The following is a 22,091-nucleotide window of genomic DNA, read 5'->3' as shown; positions in this document are numbered from 1 at the left end:
GGCGGATCTGGTTCTGATTTCCTGGAAGTTACCTCCCCATGCAACAAGACATTCTGATCAACTGGTCGCCCCAGGAAACCCGGGTCGCCATCATCGAAGGTGGCGCGGTGCAGGAGTTGCACATCGAGCGCCCGCTGGAACGCGGCCTGGTGGGCAATGTCTATCTGGGCAAGGTGTCGCGCGTGCTGCCGGGCATGCAGTCCGCCTTCATCGACATCGGCCTGGAGCGCGCCGCCTTCCTGCATGTGGCCGATGTGTGGCACCGCCAGGAAAACGGTGATGCGCCCATGTTCGCGCGCAAGAACGAGCCGCCGGTACCGATCGAGAAGCAGGTGTTCGAAGGCCAGTCCATCATGGTGCAGGTCATCAAGGACCCCATTGGCACCAAGGGTGCGCGCCTGTCCACCCAGATCAGCATTGCCGGGCGGCTGCTGGTGTTCCTGCCGCAGGACGACCATATTGGCGTGTCGCAGAAAATACCTTCGGAAGAGCGCGATGCGCTGCGCGGCCGTCTGCAGGCCCTGGTGGGAACCAAGGAAAAAGGCGGTGGCGGGGGCTTCATCCTGCGCACCAACGGTGAAGACGCCAGTGATGGCGAGCTGGGCGAGGACATTGCCTACCTGCGCAAGACCTGGGCACGCATCAAGGATGCGTCGGTGCGCCTGCCGCCCATGTCGGTGCTGCACCAGGACCTGAATCTGCTGCAGCGGGTGCTGCGCGATCTGGTGGGGGAGCAGACGCAGAGCATCCGCATCGATTCGCAGGAACAGTTTGCGGCGTTGATGGGCTTTGGCAAGGAGTACATGCCCAGCTCGGTCCCCAAGCTGCAGCTGTACAAGGGCGAGCGGCCGATCTTCGATCTGTATTCCGTGGACGAGGAAATTGCCAAGGCGCTGGGCCGGCGTGTGGACCTCAAATCCGGGGGCTATCTGATCGTGGACCAGACCGAGGCGCTGACCACGATCGACGTCAACACCGGCGGCTTTGTCGGTGCGCGCAACTTCGACGACACGATCTTCAAGACCAATCTGGAGGCGGCACAGGCCATTGCCCGCCAACTGCGCCTGCGCAACCTGGGCGGCATCATCATCGTGGACTTCATCGACATGGTGCGCGAGGAGCACCAGCAGGAGGTGTTGGCCGAGTTCCGCAAGCAACTGGGGCGCGACCGGGTCAAGACCATGGCCGGGGGCTTTTCGCAGCTGGGTCTGGTGGAGATGACGCGCAAGCGCACCCGCGAATCGCTGGCGCACATGCTGTGCGAGCCCTGCCCGCAGTGCATGGGCAAGGGCAGCGTCAAGACCGTGCGCAGCGTGTGCTACGACGTGCTGCGGGAAATCCTGCGCGAAGCGCGCCAGTTCAATCCCAAGGAGTTCCGCATCGTGGCCAATGCCAAGGTGGTGGACATGTTCCTGGACGAGGAAAGCCAGCATCTGGCGGGGCTGTCGGATTTCATCGGCAAGCCCATTTCGCTGCAGTCCGAAAACGGTATGGGCCAGGAGCAGTACGACATCGTGCTGCTGTGACAAGGGACGAGGGCACTCCTTTACCGTGAAATCAGCGACAGCCAGGATTTTCTCCTGGGGTTGGACAGGATTCCGGGGCAGGCATCCGGGTGGATACCGGTACATGCGGGCAGTGCATGCCCGGCTGCGATCGCAGTTGCGGACGCAGGCCGTGGCTGCAACTGCGTTCAGAAGCTGTGCACCAGCCCCGCAGTGATCCCCGTCGCCGCCTCCTTGTTCTGCCCGCCCTGGAATCTTCCGCTCCAGCGGGTGCGGTCCAGCTCTCCATAGAGTTTGCTGCGGTGCGAGAGCTTGTATTCTGCAAACAGCAGGGCGCGGTGGTAGCCGTCCGGCCGCCAGCCGCTGCGCTCGCGCTCCACGCGGTACAGGGAGGCCGTCAGGTCCAGTGTGTGGTGAGGTGACCAGGTGACTCCCACAGAGTGCACGCGCTGCACCGTGTGGCTGCTGGAGGCAGACGTCTGGGCCTCGCTGCGCGCTGTGTTCAGTGCAAAACGCAGGCGCTCCCATTGGTAGGAGGCGCCCAGGGTGGCCGCCTTCAACGCCCATTGGTCTGCTGTCTGGAAGCGCTGGTAGGCCCCTGAGACCGTCCAGGTCGGTGTGCCATAGGCCAGGCCCGCGCCGGTGGAGGAACGGGTTGCGCCACCTTGTGCGGTTTCGCCAAAGCTGTACATGGCACGTGCGGTGAGACTGCTGAAGCGGCCGGTGTATTTGAGGGAGTTGTCCAGCCGGTAGGAGCCAGTGGTTGAGCCTGCGCTGCCGTACTCCACCCCCAGTCCGTGGCTGCTGAGCGCAGCGGTGGCGATGTTGGGGTTGAAGGAGGCGAAGCGCATGCCAGCGGGATCGACGGGGCTGATGGCGTCTGCCAGCAGGTTGGTCTGGCGGCCGGCCGTGACCTGGCCCCAGCCTCCGCCCAGGCCCACGATGGACGCGCGGTCAAAGAATTTGTTGGAGCTGATGGGGGTGCCGGTGTCGAGGTTCAGCCCGGTCTCCAGGTTGATCAGGGCGTACAGGCCACCGCCCAGCTCTTCGCGGCCACGGAAGCCGACACGGCTGGTGGTGTTGACGCCGCTGGAAACGGCGGTGCTGGAGGCGGCACTGGCGGCGTTGGACGCGGTGAGGCCGCTGGTGTAGCGCACTCCGGTGTCTGCAATGCCGTAGATCGTGAGGCTGGATTGTGCAAGCGCCGACAGCGGTGCGATTGCCAGGGTGGCCAGGAGCAGGGTTGGGGTGTTCATGGACATGAAAATGAAGGGGCCGGGCAGCGGTACACGGCAACGGCGTGTTTACCCCGTCGCCGCAGACGTGCTGCAAAGGATGCTGGAGCTCGGTATGCCGAGACGGATGAAAGGGGGGCTGGCCCCTGCGCGGGGGCCGCGGCTGGGCCCGTCGGGGCGCATCGGCAGATGGCGCTGTGCAGCCACCGCGGCCTTTGACATGGACTGGCGCGTCTCCACCCAGAGACACCAGGCAAGGGCCTAGTGCGGGCTGCGCAGCGCCGTACCGAGAAAACGGGCCCCTCCCGCGTGCCAAACAGGAGCAGCGCGGCGGCTCAGGTGGTCAAGGCTTCTTTGCCGGCTCCATGCCGGTGCTGCGCACGATGGGTGCTGCTGCCGGTGCCGCAAGGAAGCTGATCAGGTGGCGTGCTGTGGCGGGGCTTTGGGCACCGACGGCCACGCCTGCGGAGAAGAACACCCGCTGCTGGACTTCATCGGGCAAGGGACCGACGAAGTCCAGTTCCTTGAACGGCAGCAGTTCACTGACCTGCTGGAAGCCGATTTCGGCGTCGCCGCGCAGCACGACCGCGCCGACGCGCTCGCTGAGGATGCGGGTGGCCTTGCCTTTGATCTGCTCGGCCACACCCAGGCGCGGAAACAGTTCGTTGGCCAGATAGGTGCCGCTGGCGCTGGCCGAGTAGGCGATGGATCTGGCGTCCAGCAGGGTCTGTGTGAGCGCCCCCACTGTGCTGATGTCCGGCTTGGGCGTACCCTTGCGCACGCTCATGCCGATCATGGAGCGTGCCAGGTCCACGCGGCTGCCGGTTTCCACCTTGCCTTGCGCGGCCAGCTGGTCCAGGGCTGCATCCGCGAGGATGATCACGTCGAATTGCTCACCGCGCGCCAGACGGCTGGGAATGGAGTCGGATGCGTTGCCCATGGAAGCGCCGCGCGAGGTGATGACCTTGTGCCCTGTGGCTTGCTCGTACAGCGGTACCAGTTGGTCATAGGCGGCCGAGAAGCCGCCAGAGGTCACGACGCGGATCTCGTCCGCATGCGCCGTACCGGGCGCAGCGGTGCTCAGGGCGAGGCCTGCGCAGAGGGCGACACCCAGCAGCGCGCCCAGGGTGCGGCGGCGCAGGTGAGAAGGGTTGTGGTGGGTGGCGATGGCGGTCATGGTGTGTCTCCTGTATTTTTTGTGTGTCGGGTTCGGGATGGCGGCCGTGGCGGCCGCCCGGCGCGGGAATCAGTCGGCTGTGATCTTTCGCTCGCGGATGATGCGTCCCCACTTGGCATGTTCGGCGGCGATGAACTGTCCCAGTTCCTCGCGGCTGCCAGGCGCGGCGGTCTGGCCATGCTTGAGCAGGTTGTCGCGTACTTCGGGGGTGTTCAGCACCTTGACCAGCTCGGTGTTCCAGCGGTCCAGCAGGGGCTTGGGGGTCTTGGCAGACGCCACGAAGGCGTACCAGTTGGTGGCGTTGAAGCCCGGAAAGCTCTCGGCCACAGTGGGCACGTTGGGCAGGTAAGCCGGACGCGTGAGCCCCGTGGTGGCCAGCGGGATCAGCTTGCCGGACTCGATGTGGGGCAGGGCGGTGGGCGGCGCTGCATAGAAGGAAGTGACCCGGTTGCCCAGCACGTCCTGCAGGGCGGGTGCGCCGCCCTTGTAGGGCACATGCAGGGTGTCTATCCTGGCGACATCGTTGAGCAGTTCACCGGCCAGGTGCGAGGCGGAACCCGGTCCCGTGGACGCGAAGTCGAGCTTGCCGGGTTCCCGCCTGGCTTTTGCCACGAACTCGCCCAGTGTCTTGATGCCCGTGCTGGCAGGCACGACCAGCACGTTAGGGAAGTTCACGCCCATGGTGATGGGGGCCAGATCCTTGAGCGGGTCGTAGCCGGTTTTCATGAAATGGGGTGCGATGCTCAGCGGCCCGATGGAGCCAAACAACAGCACCGAGCCATCGGACGGGCCATTGGCCACCTGTGCATGCGCCAGGTTGCCGCCCGCGCCGGGTTTGTTTTCCACCACCACGCTCTGGCCGATGTTCTCGCCCAGCTTCTTGGCGATGACGCGCGCTGCAATGTCGGCGGAGCCTCCGGCTGCGAAGCCGACCACCATGGTCACGGGCTTCTTGGGAGGAAAGGCCTGGGCTTGTGCAGGGCCTGCGGCCAGGGAAAGAACGGCTGCCAGGGCACCGCCCGCGACCAGTCTGCGTTGGTACATTTTTTGTCTCCATTGCGTGCTGGCCGGTGCCAGCGTTTTCAAGGGCGCCATCCTATGCAGCGGGTGTTATTCTGTGAATTGCAACTTTTGGAAGGACTGTTGCGTGCAGAGCATCAAATTCGATATGGGAGAGCTGGTCGCCTTCGTGACCACGGCGGAGAAAGCCAGTTTTCGCCTGGCTGCGGAGGCGTTGTTCCTTTCACCCCCTGCCTTGAGCCGGCGTGTGGAGCGGCTGGAGTCCGTGCTGGGGGTACGGTTGCTGGAGCGCACCACACGGCATGTGGCGCTGACGGATGTGGGTCATGAGTTCCTGCAGGAGGCACGCCGAGCTCTGGCCATGCTGGATGAGGCCGTGCAGCGTGTGGACGACCAGGTGAAGCTGCGCCGTGGCCGTGTGGCGGTGGCCTGCATTCCTTCGGCAGCCACCAGTCTGCTGCCCCCCGTACTGAAGGCCTTCGCGCAGGAGCAGCCCGATGTGCAGGTACGTGTGATGGACGAAAGCGCGCAGCAGGTGGTGGAGGCGGTGTTGCGCGGAGAAGCGGATTTCGGCCTGAGTTTCACGGGCAGCCAGGAGCCTGCCCTGCGCTTCGAGGCGCTGACGCGCGAGCGCTATGTGTTGGCCATGCCGCGCGACCACGCCTGGGCCGATCGCAGCCAGGTGGAGTGGGCGGAGTTGGCGGGCAAGCGCCTGGTCTCCGTGTCTCACACGAGCGGCAATCGGCTTTTGCTGGACCAGGTGATGGCCGGGCTGCCCGAACAACCCGTGGCCTGGCACGAGTGCAACCATGTCACTGGCGCTCTGGCCCTGGTGGAGGCCGGCCTGGGCTTGGCAGTGGTGCCGCAGCTGGCTCTGCGCCAGGACCATCTGCGCATCTGCGGAGTGCCGCTGGCAGCTCCCGATGTGTGGCGTACCCTGGGTCTGCTGCAGCGGCGGGACCGCGTGCTGAGCCATGCGGCGCACGCACTGAGGCAGCGCCTGATTCAAACGCTGTGAACGGTCGTCCTGTCCGGCACCCGGGGCCGGTCAACGGTGTGGTGTTTGGCGCCCGTGACGGGCTGCAGTCGCTGCCGCAGCCACTGCGTACCGCCTGTGCAGCCAGGCTGCCTCAGCTGCTTTGCCGCACCACCAGTTCGTACCCCAGATCCACGCTGGGGTGGTCCACGGCTTCGCCCCGTATGAGCTGCAGCAGCATGCGTGCGCCTTCGGTGCCGATATGGCTGCGCGGCGTGCGTATGGTGGTCAGTGGGGGCACCATCTGGTCGCTGCCCGGCAGGTCATTGAACCCTGCAATAGCGATCTGCTGCGGCACCTGCAGTCCCCGGCGCAGGGCTTCCAGCAAGGCGCCCTGGGCAATGTCGTCGTTGCAGAAGAACAGGGCATCGGGGGAAGGCTCCAGCTGCAGCGCCGCGTCCAGCAGTTCTGCGCCGAGCGCCATGGACGTGGGGCGGGGCCAGAGCAATTCCAGAGAGGGGTCGTACAGGCCGGCCTCCTGCAATGCACGGCGGTAGCCGGTGGCGCGCTGCATCACGCGTGCATCCAGCTGGCCGGCGCAAAAGGCGATGCGCCTGTGGCCGCGTTCCATCAGATGCCGGGTGATGGTGGCGCCCGCATCGGCCTGTGAAAACCCGACGCTGGGCGTGCCGGAGCCATCTCCCAGTTCCATCAGATGCACGCAAGGGACCTTGCTGGCGGCCACCAGTGCACGTGCGGTGGGGCTGCGGTCAAAGCCGGTGAGCAGCAGGCCCGCAGGGCGCATGGGCAGGTAGGTGCGCAACAGCTGCTCTTCCTCGGCCCGGTCGTAGTGGGTCACGCCGATCAGGGCGTGGTAGCCCGCAGCGAACAGTTCCTTGTGCACGGCCTCGATCAGGTCCACGAACAGGGTGTTGGACAGCATGGGAACCAATACCAGCACCTGGGCGCTTTTTTGCGAAGCCAAGGCGCGCGCAGCCGGGTCCGGCACATAGCCCATCTGTGTGGCGCTGGTCCGTATTTTCTCGACCAGTGCGGGGTCCACGCGGCGCTCGCCGCGCAGCGCGCGCGAGACCGTCATGGGGCTGACGCCGACAGCCTGGGCCACATCGCTGAGCGTGACGCGGCCGCTGGCACGCGAAGACCGGGTGCGGTGGTGGGCAGGCTCGGCAGAAGCGGGGGGGGAAGCGGGCGGAGGGTGTCGGGCCAAGGGAATGTCCTAGGTCGGAGGCTGTCGGGGTGAAGGTTATGATAGCGCTAACCAAATCATCCCGAGACCTTGGTTGCTGCGCGTAAACCCGCAGCCGGGCTGGGAAGAATACCGAAATCCAAGGCAGGCCCTGGCCTGTCTTTTTTTGCAAGATCATGGATAGCGCTATCCGAGTCAATCACCCAGAAAGCAATCCCCAGGCGCTGGTCGTCATGGGGGTCTCCGGCTGCGGCAAGTCCAGCGTGGGCCAGTCGCTGGCGCATGCCTTGGGCTGGACGCTGCATGAAGGGGATGCCTACCACGCCGAAGAAAGCATTCGCAAGATGCAGGCCGGCACGCCCTTGACCGACGAAGACCGCAGCGGCTGGCTGGACACGCTGACGTGCCTGCTGGACTCGGCCATTGCTACGCCCGGTCCCGGTGTGGTGCTGACCTGCTCGGCGCTCAAGCGCAAATACCGTGACCGCCTGCGCGATGCCGGCCCGAGCGGTGCGGTGGGCTTTGTTTTCCTGGACCTGGGCTACGACACCGCGCTGCAGCGTGTGCAGGATCGCTCCGGACATTTTTTCTCGCCGGAACTGGTGGCCAACCAGTTTGCGACCCTGGAGCGTCCCGAAGGCGAGGGCGCCGTGCTCTGCGTGGATGCCACGCTGCCGCTGGCCGAGATCGTGCAACGCACCCGGACCTGGCTGGGCCGGCCCCATGCACTGACCACCTGACAACATAAACACAACATCAAGAGACCCCACATGCAAACAGATTCCCCCGCAGCCGGCCCCAAGCCGCGCCTTCAGCGGCTGGCCGAGGCACTGATGGTGCTGGCGCTGGCCGGCATGGTCATTGCCGTCTTCGTCAATGTGGTGCTGCGCTATGTGTTTCACACCAGCATCGTGTCGTACGAAGAGATTTCGCGCCTGCTCTTTGTCTGGCTGGTGGCCATCGGTGCCATCGTCGCTGCCTTCGAAGGCAGCCACCTGGGTTTCGACCTGGTGACCTCGCGCGTGGGACCTGCTGCACGCAGGGTGCTGTTCTGGCTGTCGCAGTTGCTGGTCCTGGCATGCATGGGCCTGCTGCTGTCGGGCTCCTGGGACCAGGTCCAGGCTGGGCTGAACAGTTTCAGCACGGTGCTCGGCTACCCGCTGGCGCTGGGCGCGGCGGCCACCCTGGTGCTGGCCCTGGGCCTGATCGCGGTGACCCTGCGCGACCTGCGCCGCGGTGCGCCGGCTGAAGACCATGCCGAGACTTCGGTCGAGTAAGGAGTACACACCATGGTTGTGACCCTGATCTTTCTGGCGGTGCTGATCGGCGGCATGGTGATCGGCATGCCGATCGCCCAGGCGCTGGTGCTCACGGGCGTGGCGCTGATGTGGCACCTGGATTTCTTCGATTCGCAGTTGCTTGCGCAGAATCTGCAGGCCGGTTTCGACAACTTTCCGCTGCTGGCCGTGCCTTTCTTCATCCTGGCGGGCGAGCTGATGAACGCGGGCGGTCTGTCGCGCCGCATCATCGACCTGGCGCGCGCTTACGTAGGCCATATCCGAGGCGGTCTGGGTTATGTGGCCATCGGCGCGGCGGTGTTGCTGGCCTCGATGAGCGGCTCGGCCATCGCCGACACCGCAGCGCTGGCCACGATCCTGCTGCCCATGATGCGGGACCAGAAGTACCCCGACAGCTACAGCGCCGGGCTGCTGGCATCGGGCGGCATCATCGCGCCCATCATCCCGCCGTCCATGCCTTTTGTGATCTATGGCGTGACCACCAACACCTCGATCAGCAAGCTGTTCTTGTCCGGGGTGGTGCCGGGTCTGATCATGGGCCTGTTCCTGATCTTTGCCTGGTGGTCCATTGCCCGCAAATATGACCTGTCGCGGGGCCCGCGCATGCCCTGGGGGCTGCGCCTGAAAGCCTTGGCCCAGAGCTTCTGGGCCATGATGATGCCGGTCATCATTCTGGGCGGTCTCAAAGGCGGTGTGTTCACCCCCACCGAAGCGGCCGTGGTGGCGGCGGTCTATGCGCTGTTCGTGTCCATGGTGATCTACCGCGAAATGACCTGGGGCCGGCTGTACGCCGTCTTCCTGGCCGCGGCCAAGACCACGGCCGTGGTGATGTTCCTGTGCGGCGCGGCCACGGTGACGGCTTACATGATCACGCTGGCGGACCTGCCCAATATGCTGGCAGACAGTTTCTCCGGCCTGCTGGGCAATCCGGTGCTGTTCATGGCCACGATGATGCTGTTCCTGCTGGTGGTGGGCACCGCCATGGACCTGACGCCGACCATCCTGATCTTCGGCCCCGTCTGTGCGCCGCTGGCGGTCAAGGCCGGAATCGATCCCATCTACTTCGGCTTCATGTTCATCTACGTGGGCTGTATCGGGCTGATCACCCCGCCAGTGGGTACGGTGCAAAACGTGGTTGCGGGTGTGGGCCGGCTGCGCATGGAGACTGTAATCAAAGGCACCAACCCGTTCCTGATGGTCTACGTGCTGCTGGCAGTGCTTTTTGTGCTCTTCCCCCAAATCATCCTGGCCCCGTTGCGCTGGATGCACTGACGACGTCTTTCCCATTTCACCGACGACCTATAACCCAAGGAGATGAACATGCGTATTCCCTTTGCACTGGCCAGCCTGATGGCCGCCGTCACCACGCTGGCCGCTACCGGCCAGGCCCTGGCCCAGGACTTCAAGCCGCGCATCGTGCGCTTCGGCTATGGCCTGGTGGATGACTCCAACCAAGGCCGCGCGGTCCGTTTCTTTGCCAAGGAGGTGGAGAAGGCGACGGGTGGCAAGATGAAGGTGCGGGCCATCGGCAATGCCTCGCTGGGCTCGGACACGCAGATGCAGCAGGCGCTGATCGGCGGCGCACAGGAGATGATGGTGGGCTCCACGGCCACCCTGGTCGGTCTGTCGCCGGAGATGGCGGTGTGGGACACGCCTTTCCTGTTCAGCAACGTCAAGGAGGCTGACGTGGTGCTCGACGGTCCCGTGGGTGAGAAGGTCAAGGGCACGCTGGAGCCCAAGGGCATGGTGGGCCTGGTGTACTGGGAGAATGGTTTCCGCAATCTCACCAATAACAAGCGCCCCATTGCCAAGCTGGAAGACCTGGCCGACGTCAAGCTGCGTGTGATGCAGAACAATGTGTTCCTCGACAGCTTCAAAGCCCTGGGGGCCAATGCCGTGCCGCTGCCGTTCTCCGAGCTGTTCACGGCGCTGGAGACGAAGGCCGTCGATGGCCAGGAAAATCCGTTCAACACGGTGCTGTCCAGCAAGTTCTATGAAGTGCAGAAGTACCTGACGGTCTCCAACCACGTCTACAGCCCCTGGATCGTCACCGTCAGCAAGAAGTGGTGGGACACCCTGAGCGCGGCCGAAAAGAAGGTGCTGCAGGATGCCGCCGTCAAGAGCCGCGAGTTCGAGCGCAAGGACACCCGCGAGGAAGCCGCCAAGGCCCTGGCGGACATCAAGGCCAAGGGCATGCAGGTCAACGAACTGCCTGCCGCTGAAGCCGGCCGCATGCGTGACAAGCTCACTGCGGTGAACACCGGCATTGCCAAGACCGTGGGCCAAGGCACCTGGGACGAGGTGCAGGCCGCCGTCAAGCAGGCACGCGCAGCCAAGTAAGGCGCACCGGGTGGTTCAGGACGCGGCAGGGGGCCGTGTCCTGGACACCCATGAACGAGAGAAGAGGCGCCACCGAGCGCATCGCAGGAACCACGCATGAGTACCATCCACCCCATTGTCGACCAGGTCACGCGCCGCATCCGTGCGCGCAGCGCCACGTCGCGCGCCGCCTACCTTGAACAGGTGGACGCCATGGCCGCCAGGCCGCCTGGCGCCCAATCCATGGGCTGTGCCAATGTGGCCCATGCCTTTGCCGGCATTCCCGGCCGAGACCGCATCCGCATCGTGGAGGAAAAGGCGCCCAATGTCGCCATCGTCACGGCCTACAACGACGTGCTGTCGGCCCATGCGCCGCTGGCACACTACCCAGACATCCTCAAGGACGAAGCCCGCAGACTGGGTGCGACGTCCCAGGTGGCGGGCGGCGTGCCGGCCATGTGCGATGGCGTGACCCAGGGGGCGCCGGGCATGGAGCTGAGTCTGTTCAGCCGGGACGCCATTGCCATGGGAGCTGCCATCGCGCTGTCCCACGATGTGTTCGATGCGGCGCTGATGCTGGGTGTCTGCGACAAGATCGTGCCGGGGCTGTTGATCGGCGCCCTGCATTTTGGCCACCTGCCGACGGTTTTCGTACCGGCGGGTCCCATGACCTCGGGCCTGTCCAATGGCGACAAGGCCAAGGTCCGGGAGCAGGCTGCCCAGGGCCTGGTGGGGCGCAAAGAGCTGCTGGCCGCCGAATCGGCTGCCTACCACGGCGAGGGGACCTGTACTTTCTACGGCACCGCCAACAGCAACCAGATGCTGCTGGAAGCCATGGGGCTGCATGTGCCGGGTACGGCCTTCATCAACCCTGGCGATGACCAGCGCGAACTGCTCACCCGCGAAGCCATGCGCACGGTGCTGGACATCAGCAAGAACCGGCGCTTCGCACCCATCGGCCATGTGGTGGATGAGCGCTGCATCGTCAATGCCATGGTGGCCCTGCTGGCCACGGGCGGGTCGACCAACCACCTGATCCACTGGGTGGCGGTGGCGCGTGCGGCGGGCATCACCATCGACTGGAACGACTTTGCCGAACTGTCGGCGGTCGTGCCGCTGCTGGCCCGCGTCTATCCCAATGGCAGTGCCGATGTGAACCAGTTCCAGGCCGCAGGTGGGCCGGGCTATGTGATCGGCCAGCTGCTCCAGGCCGGGCTGATGCATGGCGATGTGCTGACCGTGCGCGGGCCGGGCCTGAAGGCGTTCGCCTGCATTCCCATCGTGCAGGACGGGCAGCTGGCATGGCACGAGGCCGCCGTGTCCGGCGACCTGTCCGTGCTGCGTCCCGCCAACGCACCGTTCAGTGCCACGGGCGGCTTGAAGCTGCTGTCCGGCAACCTGGGGCGTAGCGTGATCAAGGTCAGCGCCGTGCCGGAGAACCGCCATGTGATCGAGGCGCCTGCACGCGTGTTCGATTCACAGGACGATTTGCAGCAGGCCTTCAAGGCCGGCGAGCTGGACCGCGACGTGGTCTGCGTGGTGCGCTGGCAGGGGCCGCGCGCCAACGGCATGCCCGAGCTGCACAAGCTCACGCCACCGCTGGCCGTGCTCCAGGGCAAGGGCTACCAGGTGGCCCTGGTGACCGACGGCCGCATGAGCGGCGCATCGGGCAAGGTGCCCGCCGCCATCCATGTCTCACCGGAAGCCTGTGTGGGCGGTCCGCTGGCACGGATGCGCGACGGGGATCTGGTGCGCCTGGATGCCGTGGCCGGCACGCTGGCTGTGCTGGTGAGCGAAGACGAGTGGGAGCAGCGCAGCGTGGCCAGCATGCCGCAGGCGCTGCGCCACGCCAATGGCCGGGGATTCGGCCGCGAACTGTTTGCCGGATTCCGGCGCCATGCGCTCAGCGCAGAAGAGGGAGCCTGCACATGGATCAACAACGACTGACTGCCTTGGAGCTGATGCAGGATGGCCCGGTCATCCCGGTCATCGTGCTGAACGACCCTGCCCATGCCGTGCCCATGGCCCAGGCCCTGGTCGCGGGTGGGGTGCGTGTGCTGGAAGTCACTTTGCGCACACCCCAGGGGCTGTCGTGCATCGAGGCGATTGCGCGCGCGGTGCCGGAGGCCATTGTGGGCGCCGGCACGGTCCGCAGCGCGGGCGATGCGCAGGCCTGTGCGAATGCGGGTGCGCGTTTCGCGGTCAGTCCGGGCTATACCAGCGCGCTGGGCCGGGCCTGCCAGGAGCTCCAGCTGCCGCTGTTGCCCGGCGTGGCCACCAGCGGCGAAATCATGGCCGCCCAGGCCGATGGTTTCAACGAACTGAAATTCTTCCCCGCCGTGCAGGCCGGTGGCGCGGCCATGCTCAAAGCTTGGCAGGGGCCGTTTGGCGATGTGCGGTTTTGCCCCACGGGCGGTATTTCGCCGGGCAATGCACGGGAGTTTCTGGCGCTGAATAACGTGGTCTGCGTCGGTGGCTCCTGGCTGGTGCCGGTGGAGGCGATGGAGCAGGGTGACTGGCGCCGCATCACTGCGCTGGCTCGCGAGGCGGTGGCTCTGCGCGTTGTCTGAGCGGCCCGCGCTGCCTGCACAGAGACGGCAGCAGCCGTTCGCCATAAAAATCGCCAAGGCGTGGGATTGCGCTTACAGTGTGCTGCCCGGTTGGGCAACAGCTGTCTGGTGATTGATGTATGCACACTTTCCCCGCCTTCAAAAGCGATCTGCTGCAAGTGGCCCTGGAGCAGTCGTTCAACGCCGTCATGATCACCAACGCCGAACGCGGCGGCGGCGGACCGGTGATCGTGTACTGCAATGCGGCGCTGTGCGCGATGACGGGGTATTCCGAGGCCGAGCTGCTGGGCCAGTCCCCGCGCATGCTGCAAGGACCTGCGACCGACCGGGCGGTGCTGGACAGGTTGCGCCATTGCCTGGAGCAGGGCGTGTTCTTCGAAGGGGCCGCCATCAACTACCGCAAGAACGGCGAGGCCTACCATCTGGAGTGGAACATCTCGCCGGTGCGCGATGGGGCCGGGGAGATCCGCTATTTTGTCTCGGTACAGCGCGATGTCTCGGAGCGGGTGCAGGCCGACAAAGAGCGCAATCTGCTGGCGCAGGCCTTGAATGCATCGAACGACGCCATCCTGATCACCGATGAGGCATGGGTGATCGTGTATGCAAACCAGGCCTGTGAGGCCTTGACGGGCTATGGCCGCAGCGAACTGCTGGGGCAAAGCCCCATGCTGCTGCGCTCGGGCATGCACGAGCCGGGGTTCTATGAAGCGCTGCAAGCCTGTCTGCTCCGGGGCGAGGGTTTTCGCGGCACCTTCATCAACCGCCACAAGAACGGCAGCCTGTACTACGCCGAGCAAAGTATTGCCGCCTTGCACGACAGCGCAGGCGAGATCAGCCACTATGTGGGGGTTTCCAAAGACATCACGCCACAGGTGCAGCGCGAGACGGTTTTGCGCGAGCAGGCCTCCCGCGACAAGCTGACGGGCTTGCTGAACCGGCATGCCGGCGAGTATGAGTTGCAGCATTGCCAGATGCATGCCCTGGCGTCCGGTCAGGGCTTTGGCCTGATTCTGGGTGACCTGGACCATTTCAAGCGCATCAATGACAGCTGGGGCCATCGCACCGGCGACCTGGTGCTGAAAAATGTGGCTGCTGTGCTGCTGCAGTCGGTGCGCAGCACGGACTATGTGGTGCGCTGGGGCGGGGAGGAGTTTCTGGTGATCCTGCCGGATGTGACGCTGGAGGTGGCGCAGGAGCTGGCCGAACGCATCCGGAGTTCCGTTCAGGGGTACTCGGTGCCGAATGCGGGTCACTGCAGCATTTCCCTGGGGGTTGGCATCTGGCAGTTGGGGGAGGCGGAGGAGTCCCTGCTGCAGCGCATCGATGCGGCACTGTATGCTTCCAAGGAACGCGGCCGCAATCGGGTCACACTGGCCGCGCAGGGCGGGGGGCTGAAGCCCGTGTTGTCTACGGCGCAGCCCGAAGCGACGTGCACACGTTGAGTGCAGGCCAATGGCCTGCAACGAATATGCGATACTCCGCCGCACAGCCCCGTGCTGCAGACATAAGAAAAGGAGCTTGAAGCTCCTTTTTCTTTGTAAGGCCTGCCGGGCAGCCTGCCTGCGTGTATCAGCTTTGCGGTGCCAGGCCAGCCACGGTGTTGCTGTCCTGCGTTTCCACGCGGCGGGCACCGTTGAAACGGGTTGCCCAGTACTTGCTTTCCATGCTTTCGACGCGCACCGAGGCACCGGTGCGGGGAGCGTGGATGAACTTGCCTTCGCCGACGTAGATGCCGACATGGCTGAAGGCGCGGCGCATGGTGTTGAAGAACACCAGATCACCCGGCTTCAGGTCTTGTTTCTTGATGGTGGCGGTGGCGGCGGCCTGTTCGTCGGAACGGCGCGGCAGGGTCAGGCCGGCGGTCTTCTGGTAGATGGCACGGACAAAGCCGCTGCAATCGAAGCCGGTGTCTTCCGAGGTGCCGCCACGGCGGTAGGGCACACCGATCAGGCCCATGGCGGTGGTCAGCAACTGGCTGGTCTTGTCCGCGACCTGGTGGCCGGCGTTCTGGATCTGCGACACAAAGCCGCGCTGCGACAGAAAACGGCCCAGTTCATCGGAACTGGCGCTGTCTGAGGCGGGGGCGGCGTGTGCGCCGACACCGGCACAGGCGAGTAGGAGGACAGGCAACCACTTGGACATGGGGGCAGAGGGTAACACGAATGTTGCATGCCAACAGGCATAAAAGTCATGATTCGGAGCCTGTACATCTGTTTTTGATATGAAACAAGCTGGAATCGACGCGAAATTCAGTGGAGACAAGCAATCTGCATGCCCGCAAAATTTGCAGGGGAATACGGAGCAGGGGAAGCCTGCAGCAGAGCTGCGCGGCGAACTGCGACAATCGGGGCCATCGCTGAAGCGCTAGCCCGCTTCATACGCATACCTATATAGAGAGTGAAAGAAGGAAGAACCATGCTGCTTGATGCCGACGACTGCCAACTGGTGTTGGTGGACTACCAGGAGAAGCTGATGCCCGTGATCCACGAGCACGCCCTGGTCACCGCCAACGCCGTGCGCCTGGCCCAGCTGGCACGGCTGATGGAGGTGCCGGTGTTCGGCACCGAACAGAACCCCAGCCGCCTGGGCGGCAATGTGCCTGCCGTGCGGGAGCTGTGCGACCGTACGCTGCAGAAGATGAGTTTCAGCGCCGTGCCCGATGGCCTGCTCGAATGGCTGCGCCCGCCCGCCAAGCCCCAGCAAGGCCGCAATGCGCGCAGCCTGCCCAAGCACCTGCAAAAGCCGGTCCAGGCCCAGCCGGAGATGGAACGCAGCACCATTGTCATCGCCGGCTGCGAAGCCCATGTCTGCCTGATGCAGACTGCGCTGGAGCTGCTGGAAGAAGAGATGGATGTGTGGGTGGTGACCGATGCCTGCAGCTCGCGCACCGAACGCAACCGCGATGCCGCCTTTGACCGCCTGGCCGGCGCAGGTGCCGAGCTGGTGACCACGGAGATGGTGGCATTCGAGTGGTTGCGCAGCTGCGAGCACCCGGCGTTCAAGGACATGCTGGCGCTGGTCAAGTAAGACCCATCGCTGGGCAGACGCCAAGACCCGGCGGTGCCTCTGCTGCCTGCACACCAGACCGCCCCGAGGGGCGGTTTTTTGCGTCCGTGGTGATGGGGCGCATCGCAAGCCGCCGAGGCTGCACGGTTTTGGGGCACGGACCGCCCATGGTGGATCGTCCCCCGGTTTCCGGCTGAACCACCAGGGGAGGTGCCGGACAGAGGGGCCAGCGGCGGGTTCGCTGCGGTTGTGGCTTTCCGAGCCTGTCGGCTGGCGTGTCAGTTGGCTGCAAGAGGGTGTTTTCATAATTATGAATGCAGAACTACAGGCCGCCTGCTGCAGGCGGCGCCCGAAGCAGGAGACAACAACCATGACCACGTTTGCAGATTTCCACGCCCGCTCGATTTCCGACACCGAGCGCAATGCCTTCTGGGCCGAGCAGGCCAAGCTGGTGGACTGGAAAGTTGCCCCCACCGAAGTGGTGGACTACAGCAACCCGCCGTTTGCGCGCTGGTTTCCCGATGGCGTGACCAATCTGTGCCACAACGCGCTGGACCGCCATCTGCCGGCGCTCCAGGACCAGCCCGCGCTGATCGCCATTTCCACCGAAACCGATACCGAGCGCACCTACACCTATGGCGAGCTGCATGCCGAGGTGCAGCGCATGGCTGCCGTGCTGCAGTCGTTCGGCGTGCAAAAGGGCGACCGCGTACAGATCTACATGCCGATGGTGGCCGAGGCCGTGTTTGCCATGCTGGCCAGCGTGCGCCTGGGAGCTATCCACTCGGTGGTGTTCGGTGGCTTTGCCTCGGGTTCGCTGGCCTCGCGCATTGACGACGCCCAGCCCAAGGTCATTGTCAGCACCGATGCCGGCTCGCGCGGCGGCCGTGTGGTGGCCTACAAGCCGCTGCTGGACGAGGCGCTGCAGCTGAGCAGCCACAAGCCCGCTGCCGTGCTGATGGTCAACCGTGGTCTGGCACCCATGCAGATGCAGGCCGGCCGCGACCACGACTGGGCCGCGCTGCGCGCCTTGCACCTGGATGCCCAGGTCCCCTGCACCTGGGTGCAGTCCACCGACCCCAGCTACATCCTGTACACCAGCGGCACCACCGGCAAGCCCAAGGGGGTGCAGCGCGACACCGGCGGCTACACCGTAGCCCTGGCGTCCAGCATGGACCACATCTTCCACGGCAAGCCGGGCGATACCTATTTCTGCACCAGCGACATCGGCTGGGTGGTGGGGCACAGCTACATCATTTACGCTCCACTGATTGCCGGCATGGCCACGGTGCTGTACGAAGGCCTGCCGGTGCGCCCGGACGCCGGCATCTGGTGGAGTATTGTCGAGAAGTACAAGGTCACGCACATGTTCTCGGCGCCCACGGCCATCCGGGTGCTCAAAAAGCAGGATCCTTCCTTTCTGACCAAGTACGACCTGTCCAGCCTGCAGGCGCTGTGGCTGGCCGGCGAGCCGCTGGACGAGCCCACGGCGCAGTGGATCAGCAGCGCCATCGGCGTGCCCATTGTGGACAATTACTGGCAGACCGAGACCGGCTGGCCCATCATGACGCTGTGCAACGGCGTGGAAAAGCAGACCAGCCGCTTTGGCAGCCCCGGCAAGGCGGTGTACGGCTACAACGTCAAGCTGATCGACGAGGCCACGGGCCAGGAGCTGACCGGTGCCCATGAGAAGGGCGTGCTGGCCATCGAAGGCCCGCTGCCACCGGGCTGCTTGCAGACCGTGTGGGGTGACGACGAGCGCTTTGTGAACACCTACTGGAAGAGCATTCCCGGCCGCATGGTCTACAGCACCTTCGACTGGGGGATCCGCGACGCCGACGGCTATTACTTCATCCTGGGGCGCACCGATGACGTGATCAATGTGGCCGGGCACCGCCTGGGCACCCGCGAGATCGAGGAGAGCATCTCCGGCCATCCGGCGATTGCCGAAGTGGCGGTGGTGGGGGTGGCCGACAAGCTCAAGGGCCAGGCCGCCATGGCCTTTGCCGTGGTGCGTGACCCGCGCAGCGTGGAAACCGCCGAGCAGCGCAACAAGCTGGAAGCCGAGGTAATGAAGCAGGTGGACGGCCTGCTGGGGGCCGTGGCCCGCCCGTCGCGCGTGCTGTTTGTCACCACCTTGCCCAAGACGCGCAGCGGCAAGCTGCTGCGCCGCGCGCTGCAGGCCGTGGCCGAGCACCGTGACCCCGGCGATTTGACGACCATGGAAGACCCGGGCGCATTGCAGCAGGTCAAGGAATTGGTCCAGCAGGGCTGAAACTCCCTTGCACTCTGGCGTTGCCTGCGACGCCTTGCCAGCCCCGGGCATTGCGTCCGGGGCTTTTTTGTCAGGGCACGTCGCGCTTCACCTGCTGGTGGTGTGCATGGACTCTATCGGCAGGTCTGCAATGGTCGCGGCCATGGCGCCAGCGCGGCGCGTTGTGCACGGGGGGAATTCCTCCGGCCATCCCCCTGCCGGATGCATGTGCACGCTGCACCTTGCGTTTTGGACTTACTCTGGCGCAGCGAATCTGCCACCGCCTGCAGGGCCATGTGCCCACCATGACCCCAGCAGGCGGTGGTGCGTGGAGAGCGCAGGGAGGCAGCGTGGGGGCTTCAGGCAGGAAGCGTGTCGGCCGCCATGGCGCTGGCCTGCCATAGCGCATGCCACTGCGGCAGCTGCGCCGCCGGCATGGGGCGGGCAAAGAAGTAACCTTGGCCGACCGCGCAGCCAATCGTCTGCAGCAGCAGGCTTTGCTCCCGTGTTTCCACGCCTTCGGCAATCACCTGGTAGCCGAACGAGGCGGCCAGACCGGCCACGCCCTGAATGATGGTGCGGTTGCTCTGGTCGTCCAGCATGTCGCGCACAAAGCTCTGGTCGATCTTGAGCGTGTCCAGCGGCAACTGGCGCAGATAGGTCAGCGAGCAGTAGCCGGTGCCAAAGTCGTCCAGAGAGACCGTGATGCCCACGGCGCGCAGCTGTTCCAGCTCCTTGGCCACGTGGGTGATGTCCTGCAAGGCCGCGCTTTCGGTGATTTCCAGGTCCAGCAGGCGGGCCGGAACTTCGGGGTGCAGGGTCAGCTCGGTGATCAGCCAGTGCGCGAACCCGGGCTGCTGCAGATGGCCTGCCGAGATGTTGACGCTGACCGGCACTTCCAGGCCCTGGGCGCGCAGCTGGGCAATGGTCTGGATGGCCTCGCGCACGGCCCATTCGCCGAAGGGGATGTCCAGCGGAGAGCCTTCCACCAGCGGCAGGAAGGCGCCGGGGGCCAGCACGCCGCGTGTGGGGTGGTTCCAGCGTGCCAGTCCTTCCACGCCCACCAGGCGGTTGCGCACCATGTCCACCTTGGGCTGCAGATAGAGTGTGAATTCGCCGCGCTCCAGCCCTTCGCGTACGCGCAGGGTGTCGGCCTGCTGGGCGCGCATCTGGCGTTCGGTGACGGAGTCGAAGGCACGCACGCAGTTGCGTCCCGACTGCTTGGCCTGGTACATGGCCTGGTCGGCATGGCGCAGCAGCGTGTCTTCGTCGGCATCGTCCTCGGGGTAGAGGGTGTAGCCCATGCTGGCCGTGATGCGGGCCGTGTCTGCGCCCAGGATGTAGGGGGCGGCCAGGCGCTGCATGATGCGTTCCAGCAGGGCTTCGCAGTGTGGTCGGCTTTCCAGCCCGTTGAGCAGGATGACGAATTCATCCCCGCCCAGGCGGGCCACACAGTCCTGGGAGCGCAGCGCACTTTTGAGGCGCTTGGCCACCTGCACCAGCAGCTGGTCGCCGACATCGTGGCCCAGCCGGTCGTTGATGGGCTTGAAACCGTCCAGGTCGATATAGACCACCCCCAGCTGGCCGGCGTCATGGCGGGCAATGCGGGTGCTGTCTTTCAGGCGCGCCGTCAGGTGCAGGCGGTTGGCCAGACCGGTCAGGGCGTCGAAATGGGCCATCTGCTCCAGCACATGGGTCTGTTCGCGCTGGTGGGTCACGTCCTGGGTCACTCCCAGCATGCGCACGGGGCGGCCATGGCCGTCCACATCGACGATCTTGCCCACGCTGCGCAGCCAGCGGCCGGGTTCGGTCTCGGAGGTGCGCCAGGTGGCGTCAAACGGCGCATCCCCCGGCTCGTCAATGTGGCGCAGCAGCTCGGCATTGATGCTGGGAATGTCGCTGGTGGCCAGCAGCTCGGTCCAGTGCCGGTCCATGCGTCCGTCCAGGGCGGCGGGCGTGTGGTTGGATTCGATGCCGTTCAGATGCCGCCACTGGGTGTCGCCCGAGATCATGCCGGTGGCCAGGTTCCAGTCCCAGCGGCCCAGCGCGGCGGCGGACAGCGTCAGCGCAATCAGGGCCTCGCTCTCGCGCAGGCGCTCTTCCTCGGCCTTGCGGTCGGTGATGTCCAGTACCGACACCAGCCAGTAGTCGCCGTCGAAGAAATGGGTGCGGCGCAGCGAATACAGCACCGTCAGCGGGCGGCCGTCACGGGCCGTGAGGCGCGCTTCCTGGTGGGCGGCGTCGCCATGGGGCATTTCCTTCCAGCGCCCGGGGGGCAGCAGGCCCAGCGATTCGGCGTTCTTGCCCATGCATTCGTAGCGCGTGTAGCCGAACAGGTCTTCCCAGGCGGTGTTGATGGTCTTGAAGCTGCCGTCATGGCACTGGGCCAGGGCCATGGGGGTGGAGACCAGCTCGAAGATGCGCTCAAACCGGACTTCGGACTGGCGCAGACTTTCCTGGATGCGCTTGGCACCGTCAATGTCCTGCATCACGCCGCGCAGGCCGGTGACCTGGCCCTGGGCGTCCAGGATCACCTCGCCGCGCGAACGCATCCAGGCCATGCGGCCGTCGGCACGGATGATTTCGATCTCGGCGCTCCAGTCGCTCTTGGTGCGCAGGCAGTGCTTGATCTTGTCGCGCATCAGCCCGCGCCAGGCGGGAGCCACAAAGGTGTTGATGTACTCCCGCGGCAGCGGCGCGTTGCGGGGCAGTCCATGGATGTCATAGCAGACCTCGGACCAGTAGACCAGGCCCGAGCCTTTGGTGTCCTCCCATACGCCCAGCTGTGCCAGGTGGCCCGCCTGCTGCAGCAGGCCGTTGACGGCATGCAGTTCTTCGTGGGTGCGTTTTTCTTCGCTGGTGTCGCGAAAGACAAACATCATGCAGTCTTCGCCGGCAATGGGCAGGATGCGTGCCGAGATCAGGCCGGTCACGGTGCGTCCCAGGGGCAGGCTTTGCACGCAGATGGGCATCCGGTCCACACAGCCATGGCGGTTCAGGTGCTCCAGCAGGCGCGGTCGCTCCTGGGCGGTGGCGTAGATTTCCAGCTCGTAGTTGGTTCGGCCTATGACCTGCTCCAGCGGCAGCCCCATCATCTGGCAGAACGCGGGGTTCACGTCCAGAAAATGGCCATCGACCACGCGGGTGATGCCGGCCGGGTCGGGCAGCATGCGGTAGGCCGCCGACAGGGCATCCATGCGGGTGGCATGCGCATCGCCATGCTGGGCGTGGGCTGCAGCGGCCGGCAGCAGGCGCTGGGCGGCCAGCACCATCAGCGTCAGCGACGTCAGCCAGGACAGGTGCAACCAGTCCAGTGCGGGCAGGCGCAGCACCTGGCCCAGGCTGGAAGGCAGGCCCAGCAGATGCCAGAGCCAGGGGATGAGCAGGGCGGCCACCATGGCCAGCGACCAGAGCGTGCGGGCAGTCCACAGCGCAGATGCACCGCGCGCGGCGGCAGCGGGGACGGGTTGTGGATTGCGGTCGGAAGCGCTCATGGATGGGCCTTCCGCGTGGTTCGCGCGCAG

At 65.4% G+C, this 22,091-nt stretch carries 17 protein-coding genes; 11 read left to right on the top strand and 6 right to left on the bottom strand.

Translation table 11 applies throughout. The features are described from left to right. Positions 1–38 precede the first annotated feature (38 nt). Entirely contained in the window at positions 39–1,526 is a 1,488-nt protein-coding gene (gene rng / locus B3349_RS11580) for a ribonuclease G (RefSeq protein WP_066532119.1), read from the top strand. Positions 1,527–1,693: 167 nt separating this feature from the next. Here rng and B3349_RS11575 read toward each other — a convergent pair whose 3' ends face one another. From B3349_RS11575 to B3349_RS11565, 3 genes are all read right to left on the bottom strand, one after another. Next, the gene (locus B3349_RS11575; RefSeq protein WP_291588738.1) at positions 1,694–2,761 is read right to left on the bottom strand and encodes a porin; all 1,068 of its coding nucleotides are present in this window, start codon (positions 2,759–2,761) and stop codon (positions 1,694–1,696) included. A 322-nt stretch (positions 2,762–3,083) separates the two neighbouring features. Beyond that, positions 3,084–3,917: a substrate-binding domain-containing protein gene (locus B3349_RS11570; RefSeq protein WP_291588736.1), complete on the bottom strand. Its 834-nt coding sequence runs from the start codon at positions 3,915–3,917 to the stop codon at positions 3,084–3,086. 69 nt (positions 3,918–3,986) lie between these two features. Further along, positions 3,987–4,961 carry a Bug family tripartite tricarboxylate transporter substrate binding protein gene (locus B3349_RS11565; protein ID WP_291588734.1) on the bottom strand — a complete coding sequence of 325 codons (975 nt, stop codon included), beginning with the start codon at positions 4,959–4,961 and terminating at the stop codon, positions 3,987–3,989. Between the two features lie 103 nt (positions 4,962–5,064). On the opposite strand from B3349_RS11565, the gene B3349_RS11560 reads away from it, so the two are divergent. Further along, entirely contained in the window at positions 5,065–5,955 is an 891-nt protein-coding gene (locus B3349_RS11560; protein WP_291588732.1) for a LysR family transcriptional regulator, read from the top strand. A 112-nt stretch (positions 5,956–6,067) separates the two neighbouring features. Here B3349_RS11560 and gntR read toward each other — a convergent pair whose 3' ends face one another. Next, positions 6,068–7,141 (bottom strand): HTH-type transcriptional regulator GntR, encoded by a 1,074-nt coding sequence (gntR, locus tag B3349_RS11555; protein WP_291588731.1) that lies wholly within the window; start codon positions 7,139–7,141, stop codon positions 6,068–6,070. Between the two features lie 155 nt (positions 7,142–7,296). On the opposite strand from gntR, the gene B3349_RS11550 reads away from it, so the two are divergent. From B3349_RS11550 to B3349_RS11520, 7 genes are all read left to right on the top strand, one after another. Then, the gene (locus tag B3349_RS11550) at positions 7,297–7,860 is read left to right on the top strand and encodes a gluconokinase (protein ID WP_291588730.1); all 564 of its coding nucleotides are present in this window, start codon (positions 7,297–7,299) and stop codon (positions 7,858–7,860) included. A gap of 30 nt (positions 7,861–7,890) precedes the next feature. Continuing rightward, positions 7,891–8,397: a TRAP transporter small permease gene (locus B3349_RS11545; RefSeq protein ID WP_291588728.1), complete on the top strand. Its 507-nt coding sequence runs from the start codon at positions 7,891–7,893 to the stop codon at positions 8,395–8,397. 12 nt (positions 8,398–8,409) lie between these two features. Next, positions 8,410–9,690 carry a TRAP transporter large permease gene (locus tag B3349_RS11540; protein WP_218332210.1) on the top strand — a complete coding sequence of 427 codons (1,281 nt, stop codon included), beginning with the start codon at positions 8,410–8,412 and terminating at the stop codon, positions 9,688–9,690. 48 nt (positions 9,691–9,738) lie between these two features. Further along, entirely contained in the window at positions 9,739–10,758 is a 1,020-nt protein-coding gene (locus B3349_RS11535) for a TRAP transporter substrate-binding protein (protein ID WP_291588726.1), read from the top strand. A gap of 96 nt (positions 10,759–10,854) precedes the next feature. Beyond that, positions 10,855–12,684: a phosphogluconate dehydratase gene (edd, locus tag B3349_RS11530; RefSeq protein WP_291588723.1), complete on the top strand. Its 1,830-nt coding sequence runs from the start codon at positions 10,855–10,857 to the stop codon at positions 12,682–12,684. Further along, positions 12,666–13,307, top strand: a complete 642-nt coding sequence (locus B3349_RS11525; RefSeq protein WP_291588721.1) for a bifunctional 4-hydroxy-2-oxoglutarate aldolase/2-dehydro-3-deoxy-phosphogluconate aldolase — start codon at positions 12,666–12,668, stop codon at positions 13,305–13,307. Before edd ends, B3349_RS11525 begins: the two co-directional genes overlap by 19 nt. A gap of 119 nt (positions 13,308–13,426) precedes the next feature. After that, complete coding sequence (locus B3349_RS11520) at positions 13,427–14,749, top strand: sensor domain-containing diguanylate cyclase (protein WP_291588718.1); 1,323 nt, start codon at positions 13,427–13,429, stop codon at positions 14,747–14,749. A gap of 127 nt (positions 14,750–14,876) precedes the next feature. On the opposite strand, the gene B3349_RS11515 is transcribed toward B3349_RS11520, so the two are convergent. Next, positions 14,877–15,449, bottom strand: coding sequence for a C40 family peptidase (locus tag B3349_RS11515; RefSeq protein WP_291588717.1), 573 nt, complete (start codon positions 15,447–15,449; stop codon positions 14,877–14,879). A 273-nt stretch (positions 15,450–15,722) separates the two neighbouring features. Between B3349_RS11515 and B3349_RS11510 the strand changes: the two genes are divergently transcribed. Both B3349_RS11510 and B3349_RS11505 read left to right on the top strand, forming a co-directional pair. Further along, positions 15,723–16,334 (top strand): isochorismatase family protein, encoded by a 612-nt coding sequence (locus B3349_RS11510; protein WP_291588716.1) that lies wholly within the window; start codon positions 15,723–15,725, stop codon positions 16,332–16,334. Between the two features lie 289 nt (positions 16,335–16,623). Beyond that, positions 16,624–18,588, top strand: a complete 1,965-nt coding sequence (locus B3349_RS11505; protein WP_291588715.1) for a propionate--CoA ligase — start codon at positions 16,624–16,626, stop codon at positions 18,586–18,588. Positions 18,589–18,926: 338 nt separating this feature from the next. On the opposite strand, the gene B3349_RS11500 is transcribed toward B3349_RS11505, so the two are convergent. Continuing rightward, complete coding sequence (locus tag B3349_RS11500; protein ID WP_291588714.1) at positions 18,927–22,061, bottom strand: bifunctional diguanylate cyclase/phosphodiesterase; 3,135 nt, start codon at positions 22,059–22,061, stop codon at positions 18,927–18,929. Between the last annotated feature and the right edge of the window lie 30 nt (positions 22,062–22,091).

The organism is Comamonas sp. UBA7528, assembly GCF_002479375.1.
In the GTDB taxonomy this organism is placed as follows: domain Bacteria; phylum Pseudomonadota; class Gammaproteobacteria; order Burkholderiales; family Burkholderiaceae_C; genus Comamonas.
Note: the sequence above shows the minus strand (reverse complement) of the source record. Positions and strands in the feature narration are given on the sequence as shown.

Excerpts from the sequence above, each read along its gene's own strand:
- B3349_RS11520 (WP_291588718.1), top strand. The coding sequence starts at position 13,427 with ATGCACACTTTCCCCGCCTTCAAAAGCGATCTGCTGCAAGTGGCCCTG.
- edd (WP_291588723.1), top strand. The coding sequence starts at position 10,855 with ATGAGTACCATCCACCCCATTGTCGACCAGGTCACGCGCCGCATCCGT.
- B3349_RS11565 (WP_291588734.1), bottom strand. The coding sequence starts at position 4,961 with ATGTACCAACGCAGACTGGTCGCGGGCGGTGCCCTGGCAGCCGTTCTT.
- B3349_RS11545 (WP_291588728.1), top strand. The coding sequence starts at position 7,891 with ATGCAAACAGATTCCCCCGCAGCCGGCCCCAAGCCGCGCCTTCAGCGG.
- B3349_RS11505 (WP_291588715.1), top strand. The coding sequence starts at position 16,624 with ATGAATGCAGAACTACAGGCCGCCTGCTGCAGGCGGCGCCCGAAGCAG.
- B3349_RS11510 (WP_291588716.1), top strand. The coding sequence starts at position 15,723 with ATGCTGCTTGATGCCGACGACTGCCAACTGGTGTTGGTGGACTACCAG.
- B3349_RS11525 (WP_291588721.1), top strand. The coding sequence starts at position 12,666 with ATGGATCAACAACGACTGACTGCCTTGGAGCTGATGCAGGATGGCCCG.
- B3349_RS11570 (WP_291588736.1), bottom strand. The coding sequence starts at position 3,917 with ATGACCGCCATCGCCACCCACCACAACCCTTCTCACCTGCGCCGCCGC.
- rng (WP_066532119.1), top strand. The coding sequence starts at position 39 with ATGCAACAAGACATTCTGATCAACTGGTCGCCCCAGGAAACCCGGGTC.
- B3349_RS11500 (WP_291588714.1), bottom strand. The coding sequence starts at position 22,061 with ATGAGCGCTTCCGACCGCAATCCACAACCCGTCCCCGCTGCCGCCGCG.
- B3349_RS11540 (WP_218332210.1), top strand. The coding sequence starts at position 8,410 with ATGGTTGTGACCCTGATCTTTCTGGCGGTGCTGATCGGCGGCATGGTG.
- B3349_RS11550 (WP_291588730.1), top strand. The coding sequence starts at position 7,297 with ATGGATAGCGCTATCCGAGTCAATCACCCAGAAAGCAATCCCCAGGCG.
- B3349_RS11515 (WP_291588717.1), bottom strand. The coding sequence starts at position 15,449 with ATGTCCAAGTGGTTGCCTGTCCTCCTACTCGCCTGTGCCGGTGTCGGC.
- B3349_RS11575 (WP_291588738.1), bottom strand. The coding sequence starts at position 2,761 with ATGAACACCCCAACCCTGCTCCTGGCCACCCTGGCAATCGCACCGCTG.
- B3349_RS11535 (WP_291588726.1), top strand. The coding sequence starts at position 9,739 with ATGCGTATTCCCTTTGCACTGGCCAGCCTGATGGCCGCCGTCACCACG.